General features: G+C 70.7%; 21 protein-coding genes and 1 tRNA gene. 12 read left to right on the top strand and 10 right to left on the bottom strand.

Annotated elements, in window-relative coordinates:
• Both IF78_RS48680 and IF78_RS0137450 read left to right on the top strand, forming a co-directional pair.
• Positions 1-177 (top strand): hypothetical protein, encoded by a 177-nt coding sequence (locus IF78_RS48680; RefSeq protein WP_158751601.1) that lies wholly within the window; start codon positions 1-3, stop codon positions 175-177.
• Positions 178-473: 296 nt separating this feature from the next.
• Positions 474-749: a hypothetical protein gene (locus tag IF78_RS0137450; RefSeq protein WP_031487700.1), complete on the top strand. Its 276-nt coding sequence runs from the start codon at positions 474-476 to the stop codon at positions 747-749.
• Positions 750-851: 102 nt separating this feature from the next.
• On the opposite strand, the gene IF78_RS0137445 is transcribed toward IF78_RS0137450, so the two are convergent.
• A tRNA-Arg gene (locus IF78_RS0137445) sits at positions 852-927 on the bottom strand.
• Positions 928-1,357: 430 nt separating this feature from the next.
• Between IF78_RS0137445 and IF78_RS50525 the strand changes: the two genes are divergently transcribed.
• Entirely contained in the window at positions 1,358-1,483 is a 126-nt protein-coding gene (locus tag IF78_RS50525) for a hypothetical protein (RefSeq protein WP_280514416.1), read from the top strand.
• 453 nt (positions 1,484-1,936) lie between these two features.
• Here the strand turns inward: IF78_RS50525 and IF78_RS0137435 are convergent, their stop codons facing one another.
• The 3 genes from IF78_RS0137435 to IF78_RS48675 all read right to left on the bottom strand — a co-directional run bounded on the left by IF78_RS0137435 (position 1,937) and on the right by IF78_RS48675 (position 5,398).
• The gene (locus IF78_RS0137435) at positions 1,937-3,352 is read right to left on the bottom strand and encodes a hypothetical protein (protein WP_234439985.1); all 1,416 of its coding nucleotides are present in this window, start codon (positions 3,350-3,352) and stop codon (positions 1,937-1,939) included.
• Complete coding sequence (locus IF78_RS0137430; protein ID WP_031487702.1) at positions 3,349-4,626, bottom strand: glycosyltransferase; 1,278 nt, start codon at positions 4,624-4,626, stop codon at positions 3,349-3,351. The genes IF78_RS0137435 and IF78_RS0137430 overlap by 4 nt, the downstream gene beginning before the upstream one ends.
• Positions 4,627-5,260: 634 nt before the next feature.
• On the bottom strand, positions 5,261-5,398 hold the full coding sequence (locus tag IF78_RS48675) for a hypothetical protein (protein WP_158751599.1): 138 nt from the start codon (positions 5,396-5,398) through the stop codon (positions 5,261-5,263).
• A gap of 406 nt (positions 5,399-5,804) precedes the next feature.
• Here IF78_RS48675 and IF78_RS0137415 point away from each other — a divergent pair, with 406 nt between their 5' ends.
• Positions 5,805-7,727, top strand: a complete 1,923-nt coding sequence (locus IF78_RS0137415) for a hypothetical protein (protein ID WP_031487705.1) — start codon at positions 5,805-5,807, stop codon at positions 7,725-7,727.
• 84 nt (positions 7,728-7,811) lie between these two features.
• Here IF78_RS0137415 and IF78_RS0137410 read toward each other — a convergent pair whose 3' ends face one another.
• Entirely contained in the window at positions 7,812-8,507 is a 696-nt protein-coding gene (locus IF78_RS0137410; protein WP_031487706.1) for a type 1 glutamine amidotransferase domain-containing protein, read from the bottom strand.
• Positions 8,508-8,704: 197 nt separating this feature from the next.
• Here IF78_RS0137410 and IF78_RS0137405 point away from each other — a divergent pair, with 197 nt between their 5' ends.
• The gene (locus IF78_RS0137405) at positions 8,705-9,613 is read left to right on the top strand and encodes a LysR family transcriptional regulator (RefSeq protein ID WP_031487707.1); all 909 of its coding nucleotides are present in this window, start codon (positions 8,705-8,707) and stop codon (positions 9,611-9,613) included.
• Positions 9,614-9,630: 17 nt separating this feature from the next.
• Here the strand turns inward: IF78_RS0137405 and IF78_RS0137400 are convergent, their stop codons facing one another.
• A complete protein-coding gene (locus IF78_RS0137400; protein ID WP_031487708.1) occupies positions 9,631-11,301 on the bottom strand; it encodes an IclR family transcriptional regulator domain-containing protein in 1,671 nt (556 codons plus the stop codon).
• Positions 11,302-11,466: 165 nt separating this feature from the next.
• Positions 11,467-12,747 carry a M6 family metalloprotease domain-containing protein gene (locus IF78_RS0137395; RefSeq protein WP_031498670.1) on the bottom strand — a complete coding sequence of 427 codons (1,281 nt, stop codon included), beginning with the start codon at positions 12,745-12,747 and terminating at the stop codon, positions 11,467-11,469.
• Between the two features lie 257 nt (positions 12,748-13,004).
• Here IF78_RS0137395 and IF78_RS0137390 point away from each other — a divergent pair, with 257 nt between their 5' ends.
• Positions 13,005-13,661, top strand: coding sequence for a TetR/AcrR family transcriptional regulator (locus IF78_RS0137390; RefSeq protein ID WP_031487732.1), 657 nt, complete (start codon positions 13,005-13,007; stop codon positions 13,659-13,661).
• Positions 13,662-13,779: 118 nt separating this feature from the next.
• The gene (locus IF78_RS0137385) at positions 13,780-15,321 is read left to right on the top strand and encodes an MFS transporter (protein WP_031487731.1); all 1,542 of its coding nucleotides are present in this window, start codon (positions 13,780-13,782) and stop codon (positions 15,319-15,321) included.
• 114 nt (positions 15,322-15,435) lie between these two features.
• On the opposite strand, the gene IF78_RS0137380 is transcribed toward IF78_RS0137385, so the two are convergent.
• Positions 15,436-15,948: a MarR family winged helix-turn-helix transcriptional regulator gene (locus tag IF78_RS0137380; protein ID WP_031487730.1), complete on the bottom strand. Its 513-nt coding sequence runs from the start codon at positions 15,946-15,948 to the stop codon at positions 15,436-15,438.
• A 119-nt stretch (positions 15,949-16,067) separates the two neighbouring features.
• Between IF78_RS0137380 and IF78_RS0137375 the strand changes: the two genes are divergently transcribed.
• A complete protein-coding gene (locus IF78_RS0137375; protein ID WP_031487729.1) occupies positions 16,068-16,853 on the top strand; it encodes a dioxygenase family protein in 786 nt (261 codons plus the stop codon).
• Between the two features lie 44 nt (positions 16,854-16,897).
• Here the strand turns inward: IF78_RS0137375 and IF78_RS0137370 are convergent, their stop codons facing one another.
• Positions 16,898-17,428, bottom strand: a complete 531-nt coding sequence (locus tag IF78_RS0137370) for a GNAT family N-acetyltransferase (protein ID WP_031487728.1) — start codon at positions 17,426-17,428, stop codon at positions 16,898-16,900.
• Positions 17,429-17,593: 165 nt separating this feature from the next.
• Between IF78_RS0137370 and IF78_RS0137365 the strand changes: the two genes are divergently transcribed.
• Positions 17,594-18,592 carry a sigma-70 family RNA polymerase sigma factor gene (locus IF78_RS0137365; RefSeq protein WP_031487727.1) on the top strand — a complete coding sequence of 333 codons (999 nt, stop codon included), beginning with the start codon at positions 17,594-17,596 and terminating at the stop codon, positions 18,590-18,592.
• Positions 18,593-18,994: 402 nt separating this feature from the next.
• On the opposite strand, the gene IF78_RS0137360 is transcribed toward IF78_RS0137365, so the two are convergent.
• Positions 18,995-20,011 carry a helix-turn-helix transcriptional regulator gene (locus IF78_RS0137360; protein WP_031487726.1) on the bottom strand — a complete coding sequence of 339 codons (1,017 nt, stop codon included), beginning with the start codon at positions 20,009-20,011 and terminating at the stop codon, positions 18,995-18,997.
• A gap of 62 nt (positions 20,012-20,073) precedes the next feature.
• On the opposite strand from IF78_RS0137360, the gene IF78_RS0137355 reads away from it, so the two are divergent.
• The 3 genes from IF78_RS0137355 (at position 20,074) to pfkB (ending at position 23,648) form a co-directional block, all read left to right on the top strand.
• Positions 20,074-21,669: an MFS transporter gene (locus IF78_RS0137355; RefSeq protein WP_280514415.1), complete on the top strand. Its 1,596-nt coding sequence runs from the start codon at positions 20,074-20,076 to the stop codon at positions 21,667-21,669.
• Positions 21,670-21,942: 273 nt separating this feature from the next.
• Positions 21,943-22,704, top strand: coding sequence for a DeoR/GlpR family DNA-binding transcription regulator (locus IF78_RS0137350; protein ID WP_031487724.1), 762 nt, complete (start codon positions 21,943-21,945; stop codon positions 22,702-22,704).
• Positions 22,701-23,648, top strand: a complete 948-nt coding sequence (gene pfkB, locus IF78_RS0137345) for a 1-phosphofructokinase (protein WP_031487723.1) — start codon at positions 22,701-22,703, stop codon at positions 23,646-23,648. Before IF78_RS0137350 ends, pfkB begins: the two co-directional genes overlap by 4 nt.
• Positions 23,649-23,715: the final 67 nt, after the last annotated feature.

Raw genomic sequence — 23,715 nt, 5'->3', positions numbered from 1 at the left:
ATGACACTGACACCCTCCCCCTGGCGGTTGGAGTCGTGCCCCGCCTGGGGACTCCAGAGCCTGGGCCACTCCGAGTTCGGCCTCACCGTGGTCGTCTGCACGGACGTCGCCCAGGACGCCCAGCGGGAGACGTCCGTCCCCGCGCTGACCTGCGCGGGGACGGACTGGACGCGGTGATACGGATCCTGGAGAAGGCGGCACGAAGGCGTGAAGCCGGCGGACTGGTCGAGGCGGGACGCGGAGCCTGGAGAGGGGCGGAGTCCAACCTTCACGCAGGGCAAGCTGAACAGCCGCGGTGCCGCGACTTACCAACCGGTCGGGCACACATCGGGCACGGGTTCAGCCGCACGGTTGACGCAGTCCCGGCCATGATCCTATTGTCCGCCTTGCGCCTTGCGCGTGGTTGCAGCCGACGGCAATGAAAGCCGACCGGATTCTGATTAATGGCGAAATCTGAGTAAGTGAGGGTAGTCGTGGGGGTGCTGCTCTCCTACCTGGTCCTTTTCCTTCTTGAATGCGGCTTGATGGCGCTGCAGATTGTCGGCGCGTTCCTGCTCATGTTGAGTGCCGCTCTTTTCGTCAGGCGCTTCGCCGTTGCGCGCAAGCGTCGACCCGATGGGCGCTTCCCGAAAGGGACACCAGTGGCACCATATGTGCTTGGCGGCATCGGCATTTGCTTGCTGGTTCCCGCTTCGGTAGCGCTCTTCATCGGGAAGAAGTTGGGCATTTTTGACATCTGGGCGATATAGGTCGAACCGTTGTGGTCTGCGGTGGCATCCTCGGCCGCCCGCGTTGATGTCAGACCTGGATGTCAAAGGCCACCTACCAAGATCGGTAGGTGGCCTTTTGGCTGGTGCCCCCGGCAGGATTCGAACCTGCGACACCCGCTTTAGGAGAGCGGTGCTCTATCCCCTGAGCTACGAAGGCGGGGGCTTGTGGAGAACCTTGTTGAAAACCCAGGAAATGGATCTTCAGCTAGGAGCACAAGCCCGCTGGTCAGACGTGGTGCGACGCCCCTCCACGGTGTCATACGCGTAGACAGCGCGACGTACCAACGACCGGCCATGGACAGCGTAGCGGATGCGCGTCAGTGCGGGTCGTTCATATGGGAGGAGACGGGCTGCGGGCCGACATGAGCTGCTCTGAGCTGCTGCTTCTGTGGCTTGCGATGAGCGATGAGCGAGGGGGATGTTGGTCTGGCGCTCCGGACCGCACTCGTCAGCTCAGCTGCGGGCCCTGCTGGACCTGGCCATCCACAACAGCGCGACCGGCAAGTTCGTGATCTGGATGGGGCACCGTCAACGACTCGCAGTACGTCTGGCTGCCGCTGGCCTTCCCCACCCGGACAACCATGAACATGCCGTGGTACCCGCAGGTCGCCGTCGACACCGCCGCCGGCACGGTCAGTGGTGTGGGCGGCGGCCCGTTCTACCACCTGGTCGCCCGGCACAGCTCCAAGTGCCTCGATCTCACCGACAACTAGGCTGCCGATAGCGGGGTGGCGCTCCAGTACACCCGAGTCGGCGGCCTGAACCAGCAGTGGCGGCTCCAGGACGCGGGTGGCGGGTACGTCCGTGTCCTTACCCAGCACAGCGGCAAAGTGTCTCGACATCGCAGGCGCCGCCCGCCAACGGTGCCCGTCTCATCCAGTGGACCTGCGGGACCGGCACCAACCAGCAGTTCCAGTGCCGCACCGTCTGACGAAGCGCCGAGGTCCGGCGGGTGGCGTCACCTGCCGTCCGCCGGACCTGCGTGCGCTTCCCCCCCCCACGCGGCAGCCGGCTCCCCTCTCCGCAAAAGATCGTGGGGCATGCGCCGGGCGCTCCACCGCTCGGGCCCGGACGCGAAGGCACCTCGGGAGCCGTCGGCGCCGCAGTGGAGATCGGGGGCCGCATCGCCCTACCGGCCCCGAGAGCCTGTGTCGCACGGCCGGCCGTCATGGACGCACGACGACGGTCCATCCGGAGTGGTAGGTGTCCGGCACCGGGAATCGTTGCCAGTCGCGCGCCCAGTGCGGTGGCTTCCCCTCGCGAAGGACCAGCGCATCGGGGTGCGCCGGGGGATCCGTCTCCGAGACAGTGCAGCCCGCGGTGTGGGCGATGGGAATCGTCGATGTGTTCCCCGCGAGGACACACGGCGGGTGCACCCCGTGCTCGCGCAGCACGGAGGCGATCCGGACCCAGTCTCCGCGGGCCTGCTGATGGTTGCCCGCATGCTTGTGGACGAGCCCGGCCTGGATGCCCAAGTGCCCGAGGAGTGCCAGGACGAGCACCGCGGCTGTCGGCAGCGAACGGCGGGTGCGGGCCCGGTGGACGACGGCGAGGAGCCCGACAGCGGCAGGGAGCGCCAGCAGGGCGTAGGCCGGCAGCAGGAACCGCGGCGCGGCGTAGGGAACGAGGAAGAGATACGGCGCCGCCGCGGCCACCGCCACCGCCACCGCCAGCCACAGCGGTGCAGCGGACCGGCGCGCCCGGCGCTCCGCCCACAGCCCCAGGGCGACCAGCAGCGGCAGCAGCACCCACCACTCCGTCACGGGCAGCCGTACGGTGTCGCCCGTACAGGGACGGCACAGCAGTGGGCCGTCCAGCGAGGTGAGATGGGCGCCCAGGGAGAAGACGGCCCGCAGGCCGCCCTGGACCTCGTCGGCTTCCGCGAGCCGGTTGCGCACGCCGCCGAACCGCAACTCGGCCTCTACCACCCAGGGCAGCGCACCCGCCATGAGTCCGGCCGCCACGGCCGACAGACGCTCCCAAAGGCGGCCGTGGTCGCGCAGTGCGGGCATCAGTACGGCGGCCAGGAGCAGCGGTGCGGCGACGGCCACACCGTCGTTGGGTCGCATCAGGGTCACGACCGCCAGGCCTGCCGCGACACCCGCGTACCGGGGGCGCGGTGCGAGGAAACAGCCCACGGCGGCGGTGGCACCCATCGCGGTGTAGTGGTTCGGCATCGCGGAACCGGCGTAGAAGAGGGTGATCCACAGGCTGCCGTACAGTCCGGCCGCCACCCACACCGCCGCCGGGCGGTGCAGGATCCGCAGCCAGGGTCGGAATCCCAGCCAGAGCGCACCGCCGGCCAGCAGGAGCAGCCACACCCTGAGCAGCACCGTCGAGTCGCTCCAGGAGGCGATCGGAGCGAGCAGCAGGGGGACCCCGCGGGTACGCGGGGCGCTGAACGGGGTCGCGGGACCGTACGGTCCGAAGCGGCTGGCGTACACGAGCTCGTCCCAGCCGAGCGGCAGGGTGAGCGGTACGAGGACGGCCGACAGCAGACAGAACCCGGCGGCCACGATCCACAGCATCCGCTGTGCCGAGAGCATCCGCTGTGCCGAGGCCGTTGTGCGATCCGCGGTCATCCGACCCACCCCAGCTTGCGCCGCCCGCGGCGCACCGCTGCGCGGGCGAGGATGCCTGCCGTGGCGGCGAGCACGGGGGCACGGTCGCGCCAGTCGGCCGGGCCGGGCGGTGGCGGAGCGGCCCGCCCGGCCCGCTCCTCCAGCAGTGTGTTGAACAGGCGCTCGTAGCGGTCGGCGATGCCATCCGGAGTGAATCGTCTCGCCGCACCGGCCCGGGCGGCCCTGCCCATCTCCGCACGCCGTCCGTCGTCTCGCATCAGTCCCAGCAGCGCGTCGGCCACGCCCTGGGTGCTGTCGCGTGGGACGAGACAGCCGTCCACACCGTGGCGGATGATCTCGCCGGGCCCGTGGGGGCAGTCGGTGCTCACCACGGGCAGGCCGCAGCGCATGGCCTCCACGATCGTCATTCCGAACGACTCGTGCGCGGAGGTCACCGCGGCGATGGAGCCCTTGACCCACTCGGCCTCGATGGGAGTGGCCGAACCCATCAGGAAGACCCGGTCACCCAGGCCGTGGTGGGCTATCCGGTCGGCTATCCGGGCGCGCTCCGGGCCGTCCCCGTAGATGCGCAGGGACCAGTCGGGGCAGGCCGCACCGGCCAGGGCGAACGCGTCGACCAGCATCTCGTACCGCTTGACGCGGGCCAGTCGTCCCGCCGCGACGACGACCTTGGCCGCCGCGTCGGCCGGCGGCACCGCGGGTTCGGGGACGCTGTTGGGGATGGCCAGCACCCGGGTGCGCGGCAGCCGCATGCCGCGCCGGTGGTCGCGCGCGTCGGCCTCGGTCATGGTGACCAGCGCGTCGAGACCGCCGTACCAGCGCTGGAGTTCCGTCCGCAGTCGGTGCGGGTGGTTGTCGTGGGTGAGGTGCTCCTGGCCGACGCGTACGGCATGTCGTGGCCCGAACCGGGCCACCAGCGCGTTGAGTCCGGCCCTGGTGCCCACGACGACGTCGGCGTCCGTCTCCCGCAGCCAGTCGATGATCCGCTGCTCGGCGAGCCGGTGGTACTGGTGCGAGCGGCTGTCCCCCTTCGCGAAGGCCTCTCCGGCCCGCCGGGTGAGAGGGTCCGCCGCGTCCGTCGATCCCTCGCGCCGGTCCACCAGGGCCCGCAGCGGCACCTTGGGCGAGCGCCCCAGTTGTGGTTTCTCGCGGTGCCGGAAGACCGACACGAGTTCCACCTGGTGTCGCCCGGCGAGCGTGTCGGCGAGTGTCATGGTCGTCCGTACGGTGCCGCCCATCGCGTAGGCGTTGTGCAGCAGGAAGGCGATGCGCACGTGTGGCGTCCCCCGGTTTTCCTGGTGAAATGGCTGGTCAGTGTCACTGTGTTCGCCGCGGAATCCATCAGAGGGGCCCTGGGGACGGGCTCTGCCGCCCGCTTTCCGCGAAGGCTCCGCGCGGGTCGGTTCGAGACCGACACGGCCGGCGACCGATCCGTGTGGCCGGCGGCGGCGCCTTGTGCGGCCCGCTGGATCGGCGATGCCACAACCGACACTTGCAACCGGAGCGTTGTTTGCCACGTCCCTTTTGCCAGGTCAAACAATCGTGTGGGCAACGAACAGCACACGTACGGCGGCCCGGCCGGAGCAGTGATCACGATCGCCCTGCGCCGGACGGCCGCCCGCTCCAGTTCACCCGCACTCCGGCCGTCGGCGAGCCGGCCAACGCGATCTGGTCGGGGGCGACGAGATCGGTGCCCTCGCTTTCGCTGCGGACGCCTCGCTGCGGACGCCTCGCGGCGGAGGGCCGGACGGGCCGGGTGGCGCTGTGGGACGGGTGGCTCTGGCAGCACGACGGAACCCTGCCGAAGGTCTTCCCCCGCATTCCCGGACGCGAGACCGAAGCGATCACCGGCGACAGCTCGGAGGCCGTCAGCGCCCTCGCCGGCACCCTGAGGCGCAGTGTTGAGCATCAGACCGCGATCACACCGCCGCCGTAGTCGTGCACGACCGCCTGCCACTCCAGGACCGGGCACTCGGCGACCAGCAGTGTGTCCAGTCCGTCCGCGCTACCGGCCGCTGCGACCCGGGCAAAGGCATCCTCGTTCACAGGGAAGTTGCCCTGCAGTTCGATCTCATCCGGATCGAAGTCCTCGGACTGGGCGAGCTCATCGAGGTGCCGTGGATTCCCCTGTGACTGATCGTAGTGACGGCCACTGACAGGGGGACCGACCGTGAGCAATCCCCGGCATCCAGCATGGAGTGTCACGAAGCGCCCTCTTGGCGTCGGGCATGGACTTACGATCGCCCGGAGACGCCGGGTCAGGGGGACGCGGGGGACGCGGGGGCCACGGGGGGCACGGTGAAACGTGAGCGCGTCACCACGCTGGTGACGACGATGCTGCGGAGCCTTGATGAGGGATCAGGGTGGCCGCCGGCTCCCGGTGCGCGGTGAGCCCTTTGCACGAACAAGCCTCGATGGAGAACCTCTTGTGACCGGCCAAGCCTCAGAACCTGTGCTCCCCTCAGATTTCCTCCTCACGGCGATAGCGGACTGCGGCCCGGACGACCCCGCGGTGCGACTGGCGGCGCAGCAGGTCCGTTCGGCGAAATCCCGATACGACCGCTCCGCCCTGGCCGAGGCTCTGCTGTCAGGTCCCCATGCCGAGGAGGCGCCCCCGTGGCTCCTGGAGGCGGCTGTGGCGGGGGATCCGGAGGCCGAGACCGAACCGTTCCACTTCGACCGTCGGCCGGCCTTGGTCGCGCTCGCGCTCGGGCATCCGTCGTGTCCGGCGTCGCTGCGGGAACAGACACTGAAGCGGTGCACCGCTGAGCAGTTGGCCCGGCTCGGGGGTCCCTGCGTCGCTGACAGGCTGGTCAGTGCGGTTGCCGAGGAGGTGCGTGCCCGCGGCGGCACCCCGCCGCCCATGACTCCCCACCTGCTCGAGGAACCAACCCCGGCCCAGATCGTGCTCCGGCAAGGTCCGTTGCACGACCTGGTGTTCGTGGCGGCTCGCGACACCCTCCCGACGGCCCCGGACTCCGAGCCCGGCGACGGAGAAGACGTCACGGACTGGCTGGAGCGGCACAGACGGGCGTACGAGGCATGGGAGAGCATGTGGCGCCGCATACTCGAACGGCATCCGGACCGTCACCGGGAATGCGTGGAGTGGGCCGATGGCACCGATGCCGGGCGGACGGTCCGCGACGAGTTGCTCGGCAGCCTGCCCTGGGCGGTCGAGCCGGGGCTGCTGACCGAGATTGCCACGGCTGACCTGGAGCGTTTCCCGTTCGAGGTCCTGCTGGCGCAGGGCTGCCGAATGCGCCGTGACGGGTCGGACGAGCAGCAGGTCCTGGATCGCTTCGCCGAGGAATTGTCCGCCGTGACGGACGAAGAGCAGGTCCGCTTCCGTCACTTCCTGGGCCGTAAGAGCACGACTCTGCTGGACATCGGATGCGACGCCCCCGTCACCTGGGTCCGGATCAGCGCATCCGGAACCTGGCGTCACCTCCTCAACCCGACGCAGGTCAAGGACGGCTATCGACCGGTTGAGTGGCGGGCCTCCGCCACCACGCTCGCCGACCTCGCGGCGAGGTTCGCCGAGACGGCTGCCCGTGCCCTGCCGTTCTGGGAGCCCGAGGACCGCTACTCAGCCATCGACCCGGACGAGGTGGCCTGGGTACGCGACATCCTGCTGCACCTCCCGACGGTCACCGAGGACGTCAAGGCCGGGGTTCGCCCGATCATCCGGCATGCGCGCACACGGGTGAGCCCTCATCACCCCGGCCTCCAGCCGCGTTATGACAAGCGCCGTGAGCTCGACGAAATACTCGACACCATCGAGCGCGTCCTCGCCGACCCTCCGCCGGCCACCGGCGCGGATCGCCGCCGAACCGCACTCGGTGCCCCGGACACGGTAACCATGCGCCAACTGGCCGGCATCCGGACACCGGCACTGAGCGAGTACCTGGACCGGCACCCCGGCAACGACTCCCTCATCGAGAAGGCTCTCCTCGCCTGCGCCGCGAGCGGGTACCGGTCCGACGACGACTTCGAGGACGTACTGCGTCGTCACGGTTCCCCGGACACCGTGCTGGCCCGCCTCACGGAGGGCCTGCGGGGGAATCTCGGGGGAGCGCCGTCGTGGCGCGAGGCTTGGACCCGGCTGATCCTGGCCAGGCCGGGCATCACGCCGGAACTGGTACGTGCCCTGCCCGCCTGGTCGGCGCTGCGGGCCCGGGGTGGCCGCCACGGGAGCGCCCATCCGTCGGTGGTCTCCGTGGTGCGCGAGGCCCTGGGGGCCGATCAGGACGCGTGGGACCGGTTCGCGACCTGCCCGGCCTCCTACTCGGGGCCGACAGCTTGGCTGCGCCTCGGCGACCTGCTGGATGCGGCTGCCGCAGGGACACCGTGGCCGAAGCCGCCGGGCAGCCGGTGAGCAGCGGGCGCGGGCCTGGGACACGTTCACGACGAGAGGGCAGGATTCCGTCCCACCGAAGCCGGCGTGGAGCGCGGCGTTGCGTCAGGCCAGCTTCTTGAGCATTTCGGCTGCTGCCGGTCCCGCGGAGGCGGGGTTCTGGCCGGTGACCAGGTTGCGGTCGACGACCACGTTCGGGGCCCACGGCTCGCCCTCCTGGTAGTCGGCGCCGATCTCGACCAGGCGGTCCTGAAGCAGCCACTTGGCGCCCGCCGCGAGGCCCGTCTGGGTCTCCTCGACGTTGCTGAAACCGGTGAGCCGGTAGCCGGCGAAGGCGTTGGCGCCGTCGGCCAGGGTGGCGGCCAGCAGGGCGGCCGGGGCGTGGCAGACCACGCCGAGTGGCTTGCCCGAGGAGAGGGCGTCGATGAGGAGCTTGCCGGAGGTGGCGTCGACGGCCAGGTCCTCCATCGGGCCATGACCACCGGGGTAGTAGACGGCGGCGTATTCGGCGAGGTCGACGTCCTCCAGCCTGACGGGGTGCTGGAACTCGCTGATCGAGGCGAGATCGTCCGCCATCTTCTTCGCGCCCTCCTCGCCGCCGTTGAACTCCGGGGCCAGGCTGCCCTGGTCCACGGGCGGTACGACGCCGCCCGGCGTGGCGGCGACGATCTCGTGGCCGGCGGCCGTGAACGCCTGGTACGGGACGACGGCCTCCTCGGCCCAGAAGCCGGTCGGGCGCTTGGTGCCGTCCGCCAGCGTCCAGTGGTCGGCGCCGGTCATCACGAAAAGGATCTTCGACATGGTGGGGTCTCCTGGAGCTTTGCCTGTTCGTCGTCTCGAAGCTAAAGCTGCTGAAGTATCCGCGCCAATGAAGAGACCGATACCAGGTATCGATGGCGCGATGGCGCGATGGCGTGATGGCCCGGGTGGCTCGGTGGGTCGTTCCTCTGAGGGCGGACGGCATGTGGTTGCCATGCGCACCTCGTAGTCTCGAAACCGTGGGCGATCACGACACTCATGGGTCCGGTCCGCTGGACCTGAACCTGCTGCGCACCTTCCTCGCGGTGCACCGCCTGGGCTCCTTCACCGCCGCAGCACGTCAGCTGAGCGTGTCGCAGTCCACCGTCACCACGCAGATCCGGGCGCTGGAGAACCGCCTGGGCCGCGAGCTGTTCGAACGCCGGGCGAAGGGCGTCACCCCGCTGCCCCACGCGGACGAACTCGCCAACCGGCTGTCGGCCCCCCTCGACCACCTGGCGGTCATCACCGGCGAGGAGCCGAGCAGCACCGTGGCACCGGTGCATCTTGGGGGGCCCGCGGAGTTCATGGGCGTGGTCGGCCTCAAGGTGCTGGCCCCGCTGGTCGCGCATGGAGTGCGGCTGCGGGTGGCCATCGGACTGACCGAGCCGCTGCTCCAGGAGATCCGGGCCGGACGCCACGACCTCGTCGTCGCCACCCGACGCCCCCGCGGCCGGACGCTGCACGCCGAACTTCTCGCCGACGAGGAGTTCGTCCTGGTCGCCGCCCCCGTATGGGCCGAACGTCTCGAGGGACAGGAGCTGCCCGCCACTCTGGAGAGCCTCCCGCTGATCACCTACGCCGAGGACCTGCCCATCGCCCGCCGCTACTGGCGCCATGTCTTCGCCCGCCGGCTGCACGTCCAGGCCGCGATCACCGTCCCAGACCTGCGCAGCGTCCTCACCGCCGTAACCGTCGGCGCCGGCTGGACCGTCCTGCCCAGCTACCTGTGCCGCACCGAGCTGGCCTCCGGCGCCCTGCGCCTGCTGCACCAGCCGGAGGATCCGCCGATCAACACCGCCTACCTCGTCCAACGCCCGGGGAACTCCACCAACCCGCACGTGGCACTCGTACGGGAGCGCCTGCTGGCCGCCGCGAAGGACTGGTGAGCCGGGGGGAACCCGACTCACACCACCGACACCCGAGCGAACCTCCCCGCCACCCCCAGGTCCGCGGTGATCCGCTCGGCCGTCGCCGTCAGCTCCGGCAGCACGTCCCGGACGCACTCCCGCACCGACCGCCGAGCCGCGTGCATCGCCACGTTCGCCGCCGCCACGACGCGGCCCGCCCGGTCCCGCACCGGTACCGCGATCGACCGCAACCCCTCCTCCAACTCTTCGTCGACCAAGGCGTAACCTCGCGCCCGGATCTCCTCCAGCTCCGCCGCGAGGGTCGCGGGGTCCGTGGTCGTGCGCGAGGTCAGTGGGCGCAGTTCGCCCAACTGGCGCCCATCCTCAGGGAGATCCGCGAGCAGCACGCGGCCCAGCGATGTCGCGTACGCCGGCAGTCGCGTGCCGACCGTCACGTTGACGCTCATCACGCGGCTGGTGGCGGCCCGGGCCGTGTACTGGATCTCCTCGCCCGACGGCGTCAGCACCGCCAGGGACGCCGACTCGTGGACACGGCCGGCCAGTTCGGCCAGGTGTGGGGTCGCGATCTGGGCCAAGGTGGTGCGGGACAGGGGTGGGAAGCCGAGGGACAGGACGCGCGGGGTGAGTGCGAAGCCCCGTGTGCCCGACTGACGTACCAGGCCCAGATGGTCGTACGTGATGAGCGCCCTGCGCGCCGTGGCCCGGGACAGGCCCGTCGCCCGTGCCACGTCCGTGAGCGTCAGCTCGGCCCGTCCCGCGCCGAAGGCGGTCAGCACGGTCAGTCCGCGGGCCAGTGACTCGACGAACTCCCTGCCCAGTTCCTGCTTGGAGGCGCCCGTCCAGGTCGCCAGGCCCGCCGGGACCCGGCCGGGCTGCGGCTCGGGTGCCTCGCGCAGCACGCGTTCCATCTCCGCCACGGCCGTCCGCAGGCGGGGGAGGAGCGTGTCGCGCAGGTTCGCGGCCGTGTGGCGGCTGGTGTGGCTCACGACGCTCGCCACGCAGGCGATACGGCCGCCCGCCCGGGGGTCCCGTACCGGTACGGACACCGCCACCAGCCCCGGCTCGATCAACTGGTCGTCCAGCGCCCAGCCGTCCTTCCGGGCCCGCTGCGCCCGGCGTTCGAAGTCCTCGTCGGGTGAGGTGTGCTCGCGGGGCGGTACGGCGGGGAAGCCCCGGTCCTCCGGGTCCGCCGCCCGGCGCTCGTGCCAGGCCCGCCACTGCGCGTCCGTCCACTCCGTGGCGAACAGGGGGCCCGGCGCGGTGCGTTCGGCGGGGAGCAGGTCGCCGATGCGGAAGCTGAGGGACATCGCGCGGCGGCGGGTCGCCTGGTGGATGAAGCGGATGCCGTCGCGGTCGGCGACCGCCAGCGACACCGACTCGTCCAGTTCGTCGGCGAGCGCGTCGGCGTGGGAGGCGAGGAGGGCGGGCAGGCCGAGGGAGGCAAGGTAGGCGTTGCCCAGTTCCATCACGCGGGGGGCCAGCACGACGTCACGGCCGTCGAGGCGGACGTATCCCATGCGCGCGAGCGTGGACGCGATCCGGTCCACCGTCGAGCGCGCCAGTCCGGTGCTCCGCTCCAGCCCGCTCGCGCTCACCGTCCCGCCGGCCTCCGTCAGCCGCCGCAACACCGCCACCCCCCGGATCAGCGGCGTGACCGCCTCCGCCGGCACGGCACGGTCGTCGTCCAGGGTCGTCTTCGCGGGCATCGGCTCTCCGTACGGCGTTCGAGGCAGCCCTAACCGTAATCGGCCCCACGCGCGCGTACGGCAACCTCGACCCGCGCCCGGACATCCTCACTCCACCCGAGCCCACTCCACCCAAGCCACCCCCCACCTCCCACCTCCCGCTCCAACCTCCCCCGCCCCCACCCCCTACTCCCGCGTAACCCGAACCCGATAACTCCCCGTCAAATCCGCCCCCACCACCGAAACCCGCACCCCCCTCTCCGAGTCCCGGAACTCCTCCCCGGGCACGAACGTCGCGTCCGACAGCTCCGCGTGGACGTTGGGGCTGCGGGTGCAGCCGCCGCTGTCCGGTCGGGAGTCGTGGACCTTCACCGGGCCCATCCCGGTGTCCACGTCCGCGTCGACCTTGTAGATCAGGACGCCGGGGCGGCACACGGTCTCGTCGTTGCCCTCTCGGGTGCGCAGTTCGACGGCGTAGCCGCTGCGGCGGTCCAGTGGGACGAACACCAGCTTCGGGCCGCCCTCCCGGGCCAGCGGCGTCAGTTCGTAGTCGGTGGTTCCGGAGGCGGTCGCGCACCGTACCTGTGCCGCGTCCAGCCAGCCCAGCTTCCACTTGTGCCAGCCGAGCAGGTCGTTGTTGGCCCCCCAGTCCTCGCTCATGATGTCCCAGTGGCCGACCGCGCCGCCGCCCTCCGCGGTGTACAGGTCGGGCAGGCCGAAGACGTGGCCGTTCTCGTGGGGGAGGACCCGGTAGCCGGTGCGGCGGTAGGAGCCGGAGCCGTCGTCCTGGCGGGAGTAGACGAAGGAGGCGTTCGCGACGGAGACGCCGTCGGCCACGGGGGCCTCCGTGTTGCCCGCGAAGGACACCGACAGGACCGTGTCCAGGGCCGAGGGGCCGGCGTTCGGTGTCACCAGCACGTTCAGGAAGTCGTACGACCGGAAGTCCACCTTGGGATCGGCCGCGGCCACGATGTCCTGGACCAGCTGCCGGTACCCGGGGTCGAAGGGCGCGCCGCGCTCTATGCCGTAGGCGCGGAAGGACTTGGGCATGCGCAGCCAGCCGGGGATCGGGGTCCGGGGGCGGTAGTCGAGGCGGCCGTAGGAGCTGGTGCGGAACCAGTCCTGGGTCTGCGGGAAGAACTCCGCGAAGCGGTCGAGCGCGCGGCCCGGACCGGGTGTGTCGGGGAAGTCGACCATCACGGTGAGGGCGTGCACGGTGCCGGTGGAGCGGGAGTAGCCGCGTGCCGTCGGCACGCCTTCCGACATCTGGACCGTCGGCCGGCCGCTGATCATGCAGGGGCGGAGGGGGGAGGAGCGGGCGAGCGCGATCGGTCCCGCTCCCGTCGCCGTCAGGGTTCCCGCCGTGTGGTGCCCGGTGCCTGCCGAGGTGCTGACCGCCAGGGTCAGGGCGGTCACGGAGGCCAGGGCGACCGCACGGCGGGGGCGTATCCGACCGCTCGGCTGCATGCATGGGCCCTTCAGTCCATGGCAGCGCGCCGGCCGCGTGCTGCGCCCTCTCGATCACCCTGTGTCGAGGGGTGCGCGGGCGCGCGTTGAAGGAGACCGAACGTGGGTTCTTCACCGAGGAGATTGTGACCCGAGTCACATGGAATCTTTTCGAAGGTGGGAAATAACCGGGGATCCTTTCCCCGTTTAGCCAGGTGTCCGAGCGAAACGGGGAGAGCTTCCCCGGATCGCCAACCGCTGGAACTCAGGAGTACGCCGTGCAGACCGCGACCCCCGTAGCGCGCAAGGCGACCCGGCCGCGCGCCGACGCCCTGCGCAACCGGGAGCGGATCGTCACCGCCGCCCGGGAGATGTTCGTCGAACACGGCCCCGACGTGCCGCTGGACGACATCGCCCGCCGGGCCGGCGTCGGCAACGCCACGGTGTACCGCAACTTCCCCGACCGCGACGCGCTCGTCCGCGAGGTCGTCTGCTCCGTCATGGAGCGTACGGCGGCCGCCGCCGAACTCGCGCTCGCGGAGACCGGGGATGCCTTCGAGGCCCTGGAGCGCTTCGTGCACATCTCCGCCGACGAGCGGATCGGCGCGCTGTGCCCCATGGTCCAGAGCACGTTCGACAAGCACCACCCGGATCTGGAAGCCACACGGGTGCGGTGCGAGCAACTGGTCGTGGAGATCATGGACCGCGCCAAGGAGGCCGGCCAGCTCCGCCATGACGTGGACTTCGGCGACGTGATGGTCGCCGTGGCCCAGCTCAGCCGGCCCCCGGCCGGGACCGGGTGCGACATCGCCGACCGCTACGTCCACCGCCATCTGCAGCTGTTCCTGGACGGACTGCGGGCCCCGGCCCGTTCCGTTCTGCCGGGCACGGCACTGACCATGAAGGACCTGCGCCAGGCCCGACCGATGAGTTAAGAGCGCGACAGCAGGCACCACACCGAATCTCACCGGCCGTCACAGCCGACGAGCCGTCCCCTTTGGACACCCGTTTTTTCGTCTTTTTCCGTCACGAAGTCCCGAAGTGGGTACCCCCATGTCTGAAACAGCCGCAAAGGCTCCCGGCAGCGCCCTCGGCGCCGCCGATTCGAACCGCTGGAAAGCGCTCGTCTTCATCGCGCTGGCCCAGCTGATGGTCGTGCTCGACGCGACCATCGTGAACATCGCCCTGCCCTCCGCCCAGCAGGACCTGGGGATATCGGACGGCAACCGGCAGTGGGTCGTCACGGCCTACGCCCTGGCCTTCGGCGGTCTGCTGCTGTTCGGCGGCCGGATAGCCGACCTCTGGGGCCGCAAGCGTGCCTTCGTCGTCGGTCTGGCCGGCTTCGCCGCCGCCTCCGCGCTGGGTGGCGCGGCCACCAACGAGGCCATGATGTTCGGCGCCCGTGCCCTGCAGGGTGTCTTCGGCGCGCTGCTCGCGCCGGCCGCGCTGTCGCTGCTCGCCGTGATGTTCACGGACGCCAAGGAGCGCGCCAAGGCGTTCGGCATCTACGGTGCGATCGCCGGTGGCGGTGGCGCCGTCGGTCTGATCCTCGGCGGTTTCCTCACCGAGTACCTGGACTGGCGCTGGACGTTCTTCGTGAACATCCCGTTCGCCGTGCTCGCCGCGGCCGGTGCCTGGCTCGTCATCCGTGAGCCGGAGGGCGGCCGCAACCGCAACCCGCTCGACATCCCGGGCGTGCTCCTGTCCACCCTCGGCCTGGTCGCGCTGGTCTACGGCTTCACTCGCGCCGAGTCCGCGGGCTGGGGCGACTCGATGACGGTCGGCATGTTCGTCGCCTCCGGCGTGCTGCTGCTGGCCTTCGTCCTCGTCGAGGCCAAGGTCAAGGCTCCGCTGCTGCCGCTGCGCGTGGTCACCGAGCGCAACCGCGGCGGTGTCTACCTCTCGCTCGGCCTCGCGATCATCGCGATGTTCGGCCTGTTCCTCTTCCTCACCTACTACCTGCAGATCGTGAAGGGCTACTCGCCGGTGAAGACCGGCTTCGCCTTCCTGCCGATGATCGCGGGCATGATCACCGGGTCCACCCAGATCGGCACCCGGCTGATGACCCGGGTCGCGCCGCGGCTGCTGATGGGCCCTGGCTTCCTGGTCGCCGCGCTCGGCATGCTGCTGCTGACCCAGCTGGAGATCGGCTCCTCGTACGCCGCGCTCCTGCTGCCGGCGATGCTGCTGCTCGGCCTGGGTATGGGTACCGCGTTCATGCCGGCCATGTCCCTGTCCACGCAGGGCGTCAAGCCGCAGGACGCCGGTGTCGCCTCCGCGATGGTCAACACCTCCCAGCAGGTGGGCGGTGCGATCGGTACGGCCCTGCTGAACACGATCGCCGCCTCGGCCACCACGTCCTACATCGCGGACCACATCGGGGGCGCGACCAGCCGGTCCCAGCAGCAGCTGGTCCAGCTGGAGGGCATGGTGCAGGGCTACACCAGCGCCATCTGGTTCGCCGTCGGCATCCTGGTCGTGGCCGCGGCCATCGCCCTGACCTTCGTCAACGCCGGCCGTCCGGGCGGTACGACGGTGGCGTCCTCCGAGGAGGGCGCGGCGGACGAGGTGCCGGTGCCGGTCGTCGCGCACTGAGTCCGACGACGACCGTACGGCCGTACCCCTAGGGACCAGGCGTACGTACGGGGATGGGGACGCTCCGTACGTGCGGCCTCCAAGGACCTGCCCCGGCTCGCTGAAATGAGCGGTTCAGCGCAGCCAGGGCAGGTCCGCACCCGCTTCGCTCGGCTGCAGGCCCTCGGCGACGATCTGCATGATCTCGCCGAGGGCCTTCTGCTGCTCGGGGGTGAGCCGGTCGAACATCGCCTGGCGTACGGCCTCCACATGGCCCGGCGCGGTCTCCCGCAGCACCTCCAGGCCCTGCTCCGTCAGCACCGCGAACTGGCCCCGCTTGTCGTCGGGGCAGTCCTCGCGCCGCACCCAGCCGTTCTTCTCCAGCCGGGCGATGGCGTGCGAGAGACGGGAGCGGGTGATCTTCGCGAGCATCGCCAGCTCGGTCATCCGCAGTCTGCGCTGCGGGGAGTCGGCGAGCTTGACCAGCAGGCCGTAGTAGACGTGCGGCATGCCCGCGTCCCGCTGGAGCTGGCGGTCCAGGTGATCCCAGAGCAGGGTGGACGCTTCCATGTACGAGCGCCAGACGCGCTGCTCGTCGTCGGTGAGCCAGCGCGGTTCCGCCGGCGCGGAGGTAGATGCCGTATTCATGTACCCCACTGTACGAGAGCTCTCCTTGAAATTTTAACTACCGAGGCGTACCTTCTTCGAGAGAGAAGCTTTAGATTTGAAGCAAATAAGGCTTCAGCTCTCCGGAGGGAGTCGCCACCATGTCCGCCGCCACGCAGGAACGCATGCCTGCCCTCTATCTCAGCCACGGCGCCCCGCCGCTTGCGGACGACCCGATCTGGCCCGGTGAGCTCGCCGCCTGGTCCGCCGACCTGCCGCGCCCCAGGGCGATCCTCATGGTCTCCGCCCACTGGGAGGAGGCCCCGCTCGCCATCGGTGCCACCGAGACCGTTCCTCTCGTCTACGACTTCTGGGGATTCCCCGAGCACTACTACAAGGTGACGTACGCGGCACCCGGCGCTCCGGAACTCGCCGAGTCCGTACGGAAACTGCTGCGCGCCCCCGGCATGCCCGTGCAGGACATCCCGGACCGCGGCCTCGACCACGGCGCCTACGTACCGCTCGTCGAGATGTACCCCGAGGCCGACATCCCTGTCCTCCAGATTTCCATGCCGACCCTCGACCCGCTGAGGTTGCTGGAGATCGGTCGGAAGCTGGCGCCGCTGCGTGACGAGGGCGTGCTGATCGTCGGCTCCGGCTTCTTCACCCACAACCTGGCCGCCCTGCGCCAGAGCGACATCCCCAGCTGGTCCGTGGAGTTCGACGACTGGGGCCGCCGGGCGCTGGAGAACCGCGACTGGGACGGGTTGCTGGATTTCCTCCACAAGGCCCCGGCCGGCCGCTACGCCCACCCGCGCACCGAGCACTTCGCCCCGCTGTTCGTGACGATGGGCGCGGCGGACGCGGCCGGTGGACTCGATGGCCAGAAGTCGGTGATCGACGGGTTCTGGATGGGGCTGGCGAAGCGGTCGGTGCAGTTCGGCTGAGGGCGAGGGGGCCGAGTCCTGGGGTGAGGTCCCTCCGGCGAGGCTCAGAGGTCCTTCTCGTACCAGGCCACGTCCCAGTACCGGCCGAACTTGCGGCCCACCTCGCGGTATGTGCCGATGTGCCGGAAGCCGAAGCGCTCGTGCAGCCGGGTGGACGCCTCGTTGGGCTGGGCGATCCCGGCGTAGGCGCGGTGCAGGTCCTCGTCCGCCAGCGCGTCGAAGAGGGCCTTGTAGAGGAGGGTGCCGACGCCACGCCGACCGGCGTCCGGAGCGAGGTAGATCGTCACCTCGACGGAGGTCTCGTACGCCGGCTTCGGCCGGAAGGCGCTGGATGTGGCGTAGCCGAGAATCCGCTGTGAGTTCCCTTCGGGGCCCGTCTCCGCGGCAACCATCAGCCGGTGCGGTCCGTCTTCAGGGTGGGAGAGCAGCCAAGGGCGGCGCTCTTCAGGCGTGAAGACGGCCGTATCGAATGTGATGGGCGTCTCACGTACGTAGTGGTTGTAGAGGTCGGTGAGGGCGTCGAGGTCGCTTTCGACTCCCGGCCTGACCTGCACCTCTCTACGTTCCGGCGGCATCGGGTTTCCTCCTGTGGCCGGACAGGGTACTGCAAGATCAGAAAAATAGAGGGGCGGCTTGGGAATTCTGTCCTGATTCCAGTCGTTGTTTCCATCGGATGCCGGGCACTCGAGAAGAGTCCCAGGCGTTCACGGACCACCCGCCCACATCGCAAGGGAGCACGCATGGCAACCCGTGCCGTCGCCCGTCGTCAGTCCGCCACCGGCGAGGCCGTCGACGCGGCAAGCAGTGTTCGCGCCCATGGCGGCGAGATCGCGGACCGCGACCTGGTCGGCATGTACCTCGACGAGATCGCGCGTACGCCGCTTCTCGACGCCGCCAAAGAGGTCGAGCTGTCGCAGATCATCGAGGCGGGTGTGTTCGCCCAGCAGGTCCTCGACGGGTACGAGGAGTCCAAGGCGGACGCCACCCGTGAGGAACTGGAGGCCCTGGTCGCCGACGGCGAGCGGGCGAAGGACATCTTCATCCGCTCCAACCTCCGCCTGGTCGTGGCGGTGGCCCGTCGCTACCCGCGCAGCGGTCTGCCCCTGCTCGACCTGATCCAGGAGGGCAACGCCGGCCTGGTGCGCGCGGTGGAGAAGTTCGACTACCGCAAGGGCTTCAAGTTCTCGACGTACGCGACGTGGTGGATCCGTCAGGCCATCACCCGCTCGATAGCCGACCAGTCCCGCACCATCCGCCTCCCCGTCCACCTGGTGGAGGAGCTGGGCCGCATCCGGCGCGTGCAGCGCGAGTTCAACCGGGAGCACGGCCGTGACCCGGAGCCCGCGGAGATCGCCGCCGAGCTCGGCTCGAACGCGGACCGCGTGACGGACGTCCTGGACTGGGCGCGCGACCCGGTCTCCCTCAACATGGCGGTGGACGACGAGGGCGAGACCCAGTTCGGCGACCTCCTGGAGGACACGTCCGCGGTCTCCCCCGAGCAGTCCGTCCTGACCCTGCTGCGCAGCGAGGAACTGGACGACCTGATCGGCCGCCTCGACCAGCGCACAGCGTCCATCATCAAGATGCGTTACGGCATCGAGGACGGGCGCGAGCGCACGCTGACCGAGGTCGGCAAGGAGCACGGGCTGACGCGCGAGCGGATCCGGCAGATCGAGAAGCACGCGTTGCTGGAGCTGAAGAAGCTGGCGCGGAGCACCGGGTTCGACGCGGCCGCGTAGTGCCTCCGGCGGGAGGGCCGCGTGGTGCCTCCGGCGGGAGGGCCGGAGGTGTGTGGCCGTGGGCGGCGTACGCCGGGTGGCGAAAGACCGCGCAAACATGGCGATGTAACGCCGCTTCAACTGTCAGGGCACCGGGAAAAAGACCTCCGGGCAAGGGAGTTCGGGACCTGAGGCGACCGGCCTCGGGCCCGGGCGGAGATCGACGGAGCCCCACCGAACGCGACACCGGCGGATCAACAGACCAAGTCCCGACGCACTCCCCCCGGCGCCGGGACTCTCCCCGAGCCGGGCTTCGGCGCCTATCCCCCCTGGGTGCCGGGGCCCGGCTCTTTCATGGCCGGAGAGCGGGCGGGCCACCCCGTACCTGAACCACGGGGTGGCCCACCCGGACGGCAGATTGTGTCACATGGGCATCTCCTGTCCCCGACCGCGCTCCGCGCCTGCTGACCGGCTCACCCCCGCCGCCCGGCTCAACCGCCCGCCCAACTCCCGTACGCACCGCACCAGTTCCTCCGGCGACTCCACCGTGAACTCGCAGTCCACCATCGCCAGCCGCACGGCCATCCACTCCACCGAGTCCCCGGCCGACCCCCGCAGCCGGCACCGCCGCCCGTCCTCGACCGGCTCCGGCGCCCCCAACCACCCCGGCAACCGGCCCGCGACGAACTCCGGTGGCGCGTCGAACGTCACCGAGAAGTCGTAGGTCTCCTGCCGCCGCCACATCGACTGCCGCAGGTACTCCGCCGCACTTCCCGACGGCAACTCCCGCGGAGCGAAGCGCGCGCCCGTGGCGAACGGCTCGCTCACCCGGTCGACCCGGAACGTCCGCCAGTCGGCCCGGTCGAGGTCGTAGGCGACGAGGTACCAGCGGCGCCCCGTCGACACCAGCCGATACGGCTCGGTCAGGCGGCGCGACTCCGTTCCGTCCCCCGCCCGGTACGCGAATCGCAACCGCTCCCGCCCCGCCACGCTCGACGCCATCACGGTCAGCGTCTCGGGCGCGATACTCGCCCCGTCCCCACTGGTCAGCGGTGTCGTCGCGGCCTGCAGCGTGGTCACCCGGTGCCGCAGCCGCGACGGCAGCACCTGCTCCAGCTTCGCCAGCGCCCGCACCGACGCCTCCTCCACGCCCTCGACCGCGTGCCCCGCCCCGGCCCGCAGCCCGACCGCGATCGCCACCGCCTCCTCGTCGTCCAGGACGAGCGGCGGCATCGCCTTGCCCGCGACGAGCCGGTAGCCACCGTCGGCCCCCTTGGTCGCCTGCACGGGATAACCGAGCTCCCGCAGCCGGTCGATGTCCCGCCGCACCGTGCGCCGGGACACCCCGAGCCGATCGGCGAGCTCACCGCCGGGCCATTCGCGGGGCGTCTGGAGGAGGGAAAGGAGTGTGAGCAGCCGTGCCGGAGTATCCGTCGTCATGAATCCGAGGATGCCGCAGATCTAGGACACGATCTGACCTAATGAGGCCATAGCTTCAAGCCATGACCTCCACCGAGACGTCCATCGAGACCTCAGCCGGGACCGCACCCGGCACAAACACCGTGACCCAGGGCGGCGCACCGCCCGCGGAGCCCGCGGCGGGCGACCGCCGCCGCTGGTTCGCCCTGGCGATCGTGATGACCGCGGCCTTCATGGACCTCGTCGACGTCACGATCGTCAACGTCGCGATCCCGTCGATCCGGCGGGAGTCCGGCGCGACCTTCAGCCAGATCCAGTGGATCACCGCCGGCTACGCCCTCGCCTTCGCCGCGGGTCTGATCACCGGCGGCCGCCTCGGCGACATACACGGCCGCAAGCGGCTGTTCCTCGTCGGTATCGGCGGCTTCACCATGGCCTCGGCCCTGTGCGGCTTCGCCGCGAACCCGGAGATGCTGGTCGCGGCCCGGATCCTGCAGGGCGGCATGGCGGCGATGATGGTGCCGCAGGTGCTGTCGATCGTGCACGCGACGTTCCCGGCGCACGAACGGGGCAAGGTCTTCGGCCTGTTCGGAGCGGTCGTCGGGCTCGGCGCGGTCATGGGTCCCCTCCTCGGCGCGCTGCTGACGGAGTGGAACCTCTTGGGTCTCGAATGGCGCCCGATCTTCCTGATCAACCTCCCGGTCGGCATCGCGGGCCTGATCCTCGGCAGCCGCTACATCACCGAGTCCAAGGCGCCGCGGGCGCTGAAGCTGGACCTGGTCGGCGTCGCCCTGGTCACCCTCGGCCTGCTCATGCTGCTCTACCCGCTGACCCGCGGCCGCGAGCTGGGCTGGCCGCTGTGGGGGTACGTCTCGATGGGCGGCGCGCTCGTAGTCCTCGGGGCGCTGGTGGCGTACGAGAAGCGGAAGGCCGCCCGTGACGGCTCCCCGCTCGTCGAACTGTCGCTGTTCAAGGTGAAGAGCTTCGCGGGCGGCATCGCCGTACAGACCGTCTTCGGTGTCGCGCTCGGCATCTTCTTCCTGGTCTGGACGCTGTACATGCAGTACGGCCTGGGCTGGCGGCCGCTGAAGGCCGGCCTGACCGGTATCCCGTTCTCGATCGCGGTCTCGACGGCGGCCGGTCTGTCCGTGCAGAAGCTGGTCCCGCGCTTCGGCCGCAAGGTGCTCCAGGCGGGCGCGCTGGTGATGGCGATCGGCGTTCTGCTCTACCTCTGGGAGTCCGGCCACTACGGCCTGTCCATCGCCCCCTGGCAGATGGCCCTGCCCCTGGTCGTCATGGGTGTCGGCATGGGCCTGATCGTGGCCCCGCTGACGGACGCGATCCTGTCGGAGGTGCCGCGCGAGCACTCCGGTTCGGCGTCCGGCCTCATCAGCACCGTCCAGCAGATGGGCAACGCGCTCGGGCTGGGTCTGGTCTCCGTGGTCTTCTTCGGCGTCATCGACGACCGGCTGGCGGAGGGCGCCCAGGGCCCGGCGGCGGGCGCGGCCTTCGTGGACGGCTTCCAGCACGCGCTGGGATGGGTGGCCGTGGTGATGGGCGTCATCTTCCTGCTGATGTTCGCGCTGCCCAGGCGGTCGGCGCAGCATGTCGAGGGGGCGGCCGGGGAGACGGCGGCGCCCGAGGCGGCTCCGGAGAAGGAGCCCGCGCTGACAGTCTGAGAGCGGGGGAGGGGCCCGGCACTTCGGTGCCGGGCCCCTTCGGCGTTTCCGTATCGGCCCGAATGCTTCCCTATCGGCCCGACGGTTTCCGCTCGACCCGACGGTTTCCGCTCGACCCGAGGTTTCCGCATTCGCCCACTTCGGAAGCCCGCTCATGCCCAGATCGGCCGTCGGACATGCCTGATTGCGCCCGAACCTGTTTACTTTCCGGAAATCCGGGCGTAGCCTCCCAGTGAAACCACAAGTTCGGGCACAGTTCGGAGGCGAACGGACATGTACGCACCGGAGCGGCAGCAGGAGATCCTCCGGCTCGCCCGTGACGGCGGCCGAGTGGACGTCCTGTCGCTGGCCGAGGAGTTCCAGGTGACGGCGGAGACGATCCGCCGGGACCTGAAGGCCCTCGACCGCGCCGGGCTCGTGCGCCGCGTGCACGGTGGCGCGATCCCGGTCGGGCGCCTGGACTTCGAGCCGGACCTCGCCGAGCGCGAGTCGACGGCGGCCGACGAGAAGGACCGGGTGGCCAAGGCGGCCCTCGCCGAGCTGCCCACCGAGGGTACGATGATCCTCGACGCCGGTACGACGGTGGCCCGCCTCGCCGCCGCGCTCCCGCTGGAGGCGTCCCTCACCGTGGTGACGCACAGCCTGCCCATCGCCGCCCGCCTCGCGGACCACCCGGGCATCCAGCTCCACCTGGTCGGAGGGCGCGTACGGCACCGTACGCGCGCCGCCGTGGACGCCTGGGCGCTGCGCGCGTACGGCGAGATCCGCGCCGACGTCCTGTTCGTCGCCGCCAACGGCTTCTCCGCCGAGCACGGCTTGACCACCCCCGACCTCGCCGAGGCCGCGGTGAAGCGTGCGGCCGTGGCCGCGGCCCGCCGGGTGGTGCTGCTCGCCGACTCCTCCAAGCACGGCCAGGAGCACTTCGCCCGCTTCGGCGACCTGAGCGATGTGGACCTGCTGATCACCGACAGCGGGCTGAGCCCCGAAGACGCCGCCGCCATCGAGCGCGGCGGCACGGAAGTAGTGCGCGCATGATCCTCACCGTCACCCCCAACCCGTCGCTGGACCGCACCTACGAGGTCCCCTCCCTCGACCGCGGCGAGGTCATCCGCGCCACCGGCGAACGGATGGACCCTGGCGGCAAGGGCGTGAACGTCTCACGAGCCGTGGCGGCCGCCGGGCGGCGCACGGTCGCCGTCCTGCCCCTGGGTGGTGCGCCCGGCGCGGTCGTCGCGGACCTGCTCCACGCGCAGGGCATCGAGGTCACCGCGGTGCGGGTCGCCGGGGCCACTCGCTCGAACATCGCGCTCGCGGAGTCGGACGGGGTGCTGACGAAGATCAACGCGCCCGGTCCCGAACTGTCCGCGGCCGAGCAGGAGTTGCTCCTGGAGACGGTGCATGAGCACTCGCGCGACGCCGAGTGGATCGCGTGCTGCGGGAGCCTGCCGCGCGGGCTCGCGCCGTCCTGGTACGCCGATGTGGTCGCGCGGGCGCACGACGGGGGCGCACGGATCGCGCTGGACACTTCCGGGCGCGCCCTCCTCGAAGCCCTGCGCGCCCGTCCCGACGTGGTGAAGCCCAACGCCGAGGAGCTCTCGGAAGCGGTCGGGCGGCCCCTGGCCACCGTGGGCGACGCGGTGAAGGCGGCCGAGGAGTTGCGCGAGATGGGCGCGCGCGCCGTCCTCGCGAGCCTGGGCGCCGACGGGCAGCTGCTGGTGGACGGCTCGGGTGCCTGGTTCGGCAGCGCGCACGTGGAGGTCGTACGCAGCAACGTCGGCGCCGGTGACTCCTCCCTCGCCGGCTTCCTGATCGCGGGCGGCACCGGCCCGGAGGCCCTTGCCTCGGCGGTCGCCCACGGCGCGGCGGCCGTACAGCTTCCCGGCAGCGTGATGCCGTCCCCGGGCGACCTGGACCTGGCGGCGGTGACGGTCACGGCCGAGGTGCCGGTGGATCGCGTCCTGAAGGAGCCGGTGTCATGACAGATGTCGCAGTTGTCACAACCCTTCCCGATCGGCTCCGCGAGCGGCGAAGCTCGCTGTTACTCAC

Source organism: Streptomyces bicolor (genome assembly GCF_000719285.1).
GTDB lineage: Bacteria > Actinomycetota > Actinomycetes > Streptomycetales > Streptomycetaceae > Streptomyces > Streptomyces bicolor.
The sequence above is the reverse complement of the archived record's forward strand: the minus strand, read 5'-3'. Positions and strand labels throughout refer to the sequence as shown.

Excerpts from the sequence above, each read along its gene's own strand:
- IF78_RS48680 (WP_158751601.1), top strand. The coding sequence starts at position 1 with ATGACACTGACACCCTCCCCCTGGCGGTTGGAGTCGTGCCCCGCCTGG.
- IF78_RS50525 (WP_280514416.1), top strand. The coding sequence starts at position 1,358 with ATGCCGTGGTACCCGCAGGTCGCCGTCGACACCGCCGCCGGCACGGTC.
- IF78_RS0137435 (WP_234439985.1), bottom strand. The coding sequence starts at position 3,352 with ATGACCGCGGATCGCACAACGGCCTCGGCACAGCGGATGCTCTCGGCA.
- IF78_RS0137410 (WP_031487706.1), bottom strand. The coding sequence starts at position 8,507 with ATGTCGAAGATCCTTTTCGTGATGACCGGCGCCGACCACTGGACGCTG.
- IF78_RS0137400 (WP_031487708.1), bottom strand. The coding sequence starts at position 11,301 with ATGCCCGCGAAGACGACCCTGGACGACGACCGTGCCGTGCCGGCGGAG.
- IF78_RS0137395 (WP_031498670.1), bottom strand. The coding sequence starts at position 12,747 with ATGCAGCCGAGCGGTCGGATACGCCCCCGCCGTGCGGTCGCCCTGGCC.
- IF78_RS0137385 (WP_031487731.1), top strand. The coding sequence starts at position 13,780 with ATGTCTGAAACAGCCGCAAAGGCTCCCGGCAGCGCCCTCGGCGCCGCC.
- IF78_RS0137380 (WP_031487730.1), bottom strand. The coding sequence starts at position 15,948 with ATGAATACGGCATCTACCTCCGCGCCGGCGGAACCGCGCTGGCTCACC.
- IF78_RS0137375 (WP_031487729.1), top strand. The coding sequence starts at position 16,068 with ATGTCCGCCGCCACGCAGGAACGCATGCCTGCCCTCTATCTCAGCCAC.
- IF78_RS0137370 (WP_031487728.1), bottom strand. The coding sequence starts at position 17,428 with ATGCCGCCGGAACGTAGAGAGGTGCAGGTCAGGCCGGGAGTCGAAAGC.
- IF78_RS0137365 (WP_031487727.1), top strand. The coding sequence starts at position 17,594 with ATGGCAACCCGTGCCGTCGCCCGTCGTCAGTCCGCCACCGGCGAGGCC.
- IF78_RS0137360 (WP_031487726.1), bottom strand. The coding sequence starts at position 20,011 with ATGACGACGGATACTCCGGCACGGCTGCTCACACTCCTTTCCCTCCTC.
- IF78_RS0137355 (WP_280514415.1), top strand. The coding sequence starts at position 20,074 with ATGACCTCCACCGAGACGTCCATCGAGACCTCAGCCGGGACCGCACCC.
- IF78_RS0137350 (WP_031487724.1), top strand. The coding sequence starts at position 21,943 with ATGTACGCACCGGAGCGGCAGCAGGAGATCCTCCGGCTCGCCCGTGAC.
- pfkB (WP_031487723.1), top strand. The coding sequence starts at position 22,701 with ATGATCCTCACCGTCACCCCCAACCCGTCGCTGGACCGCACCTACGAG.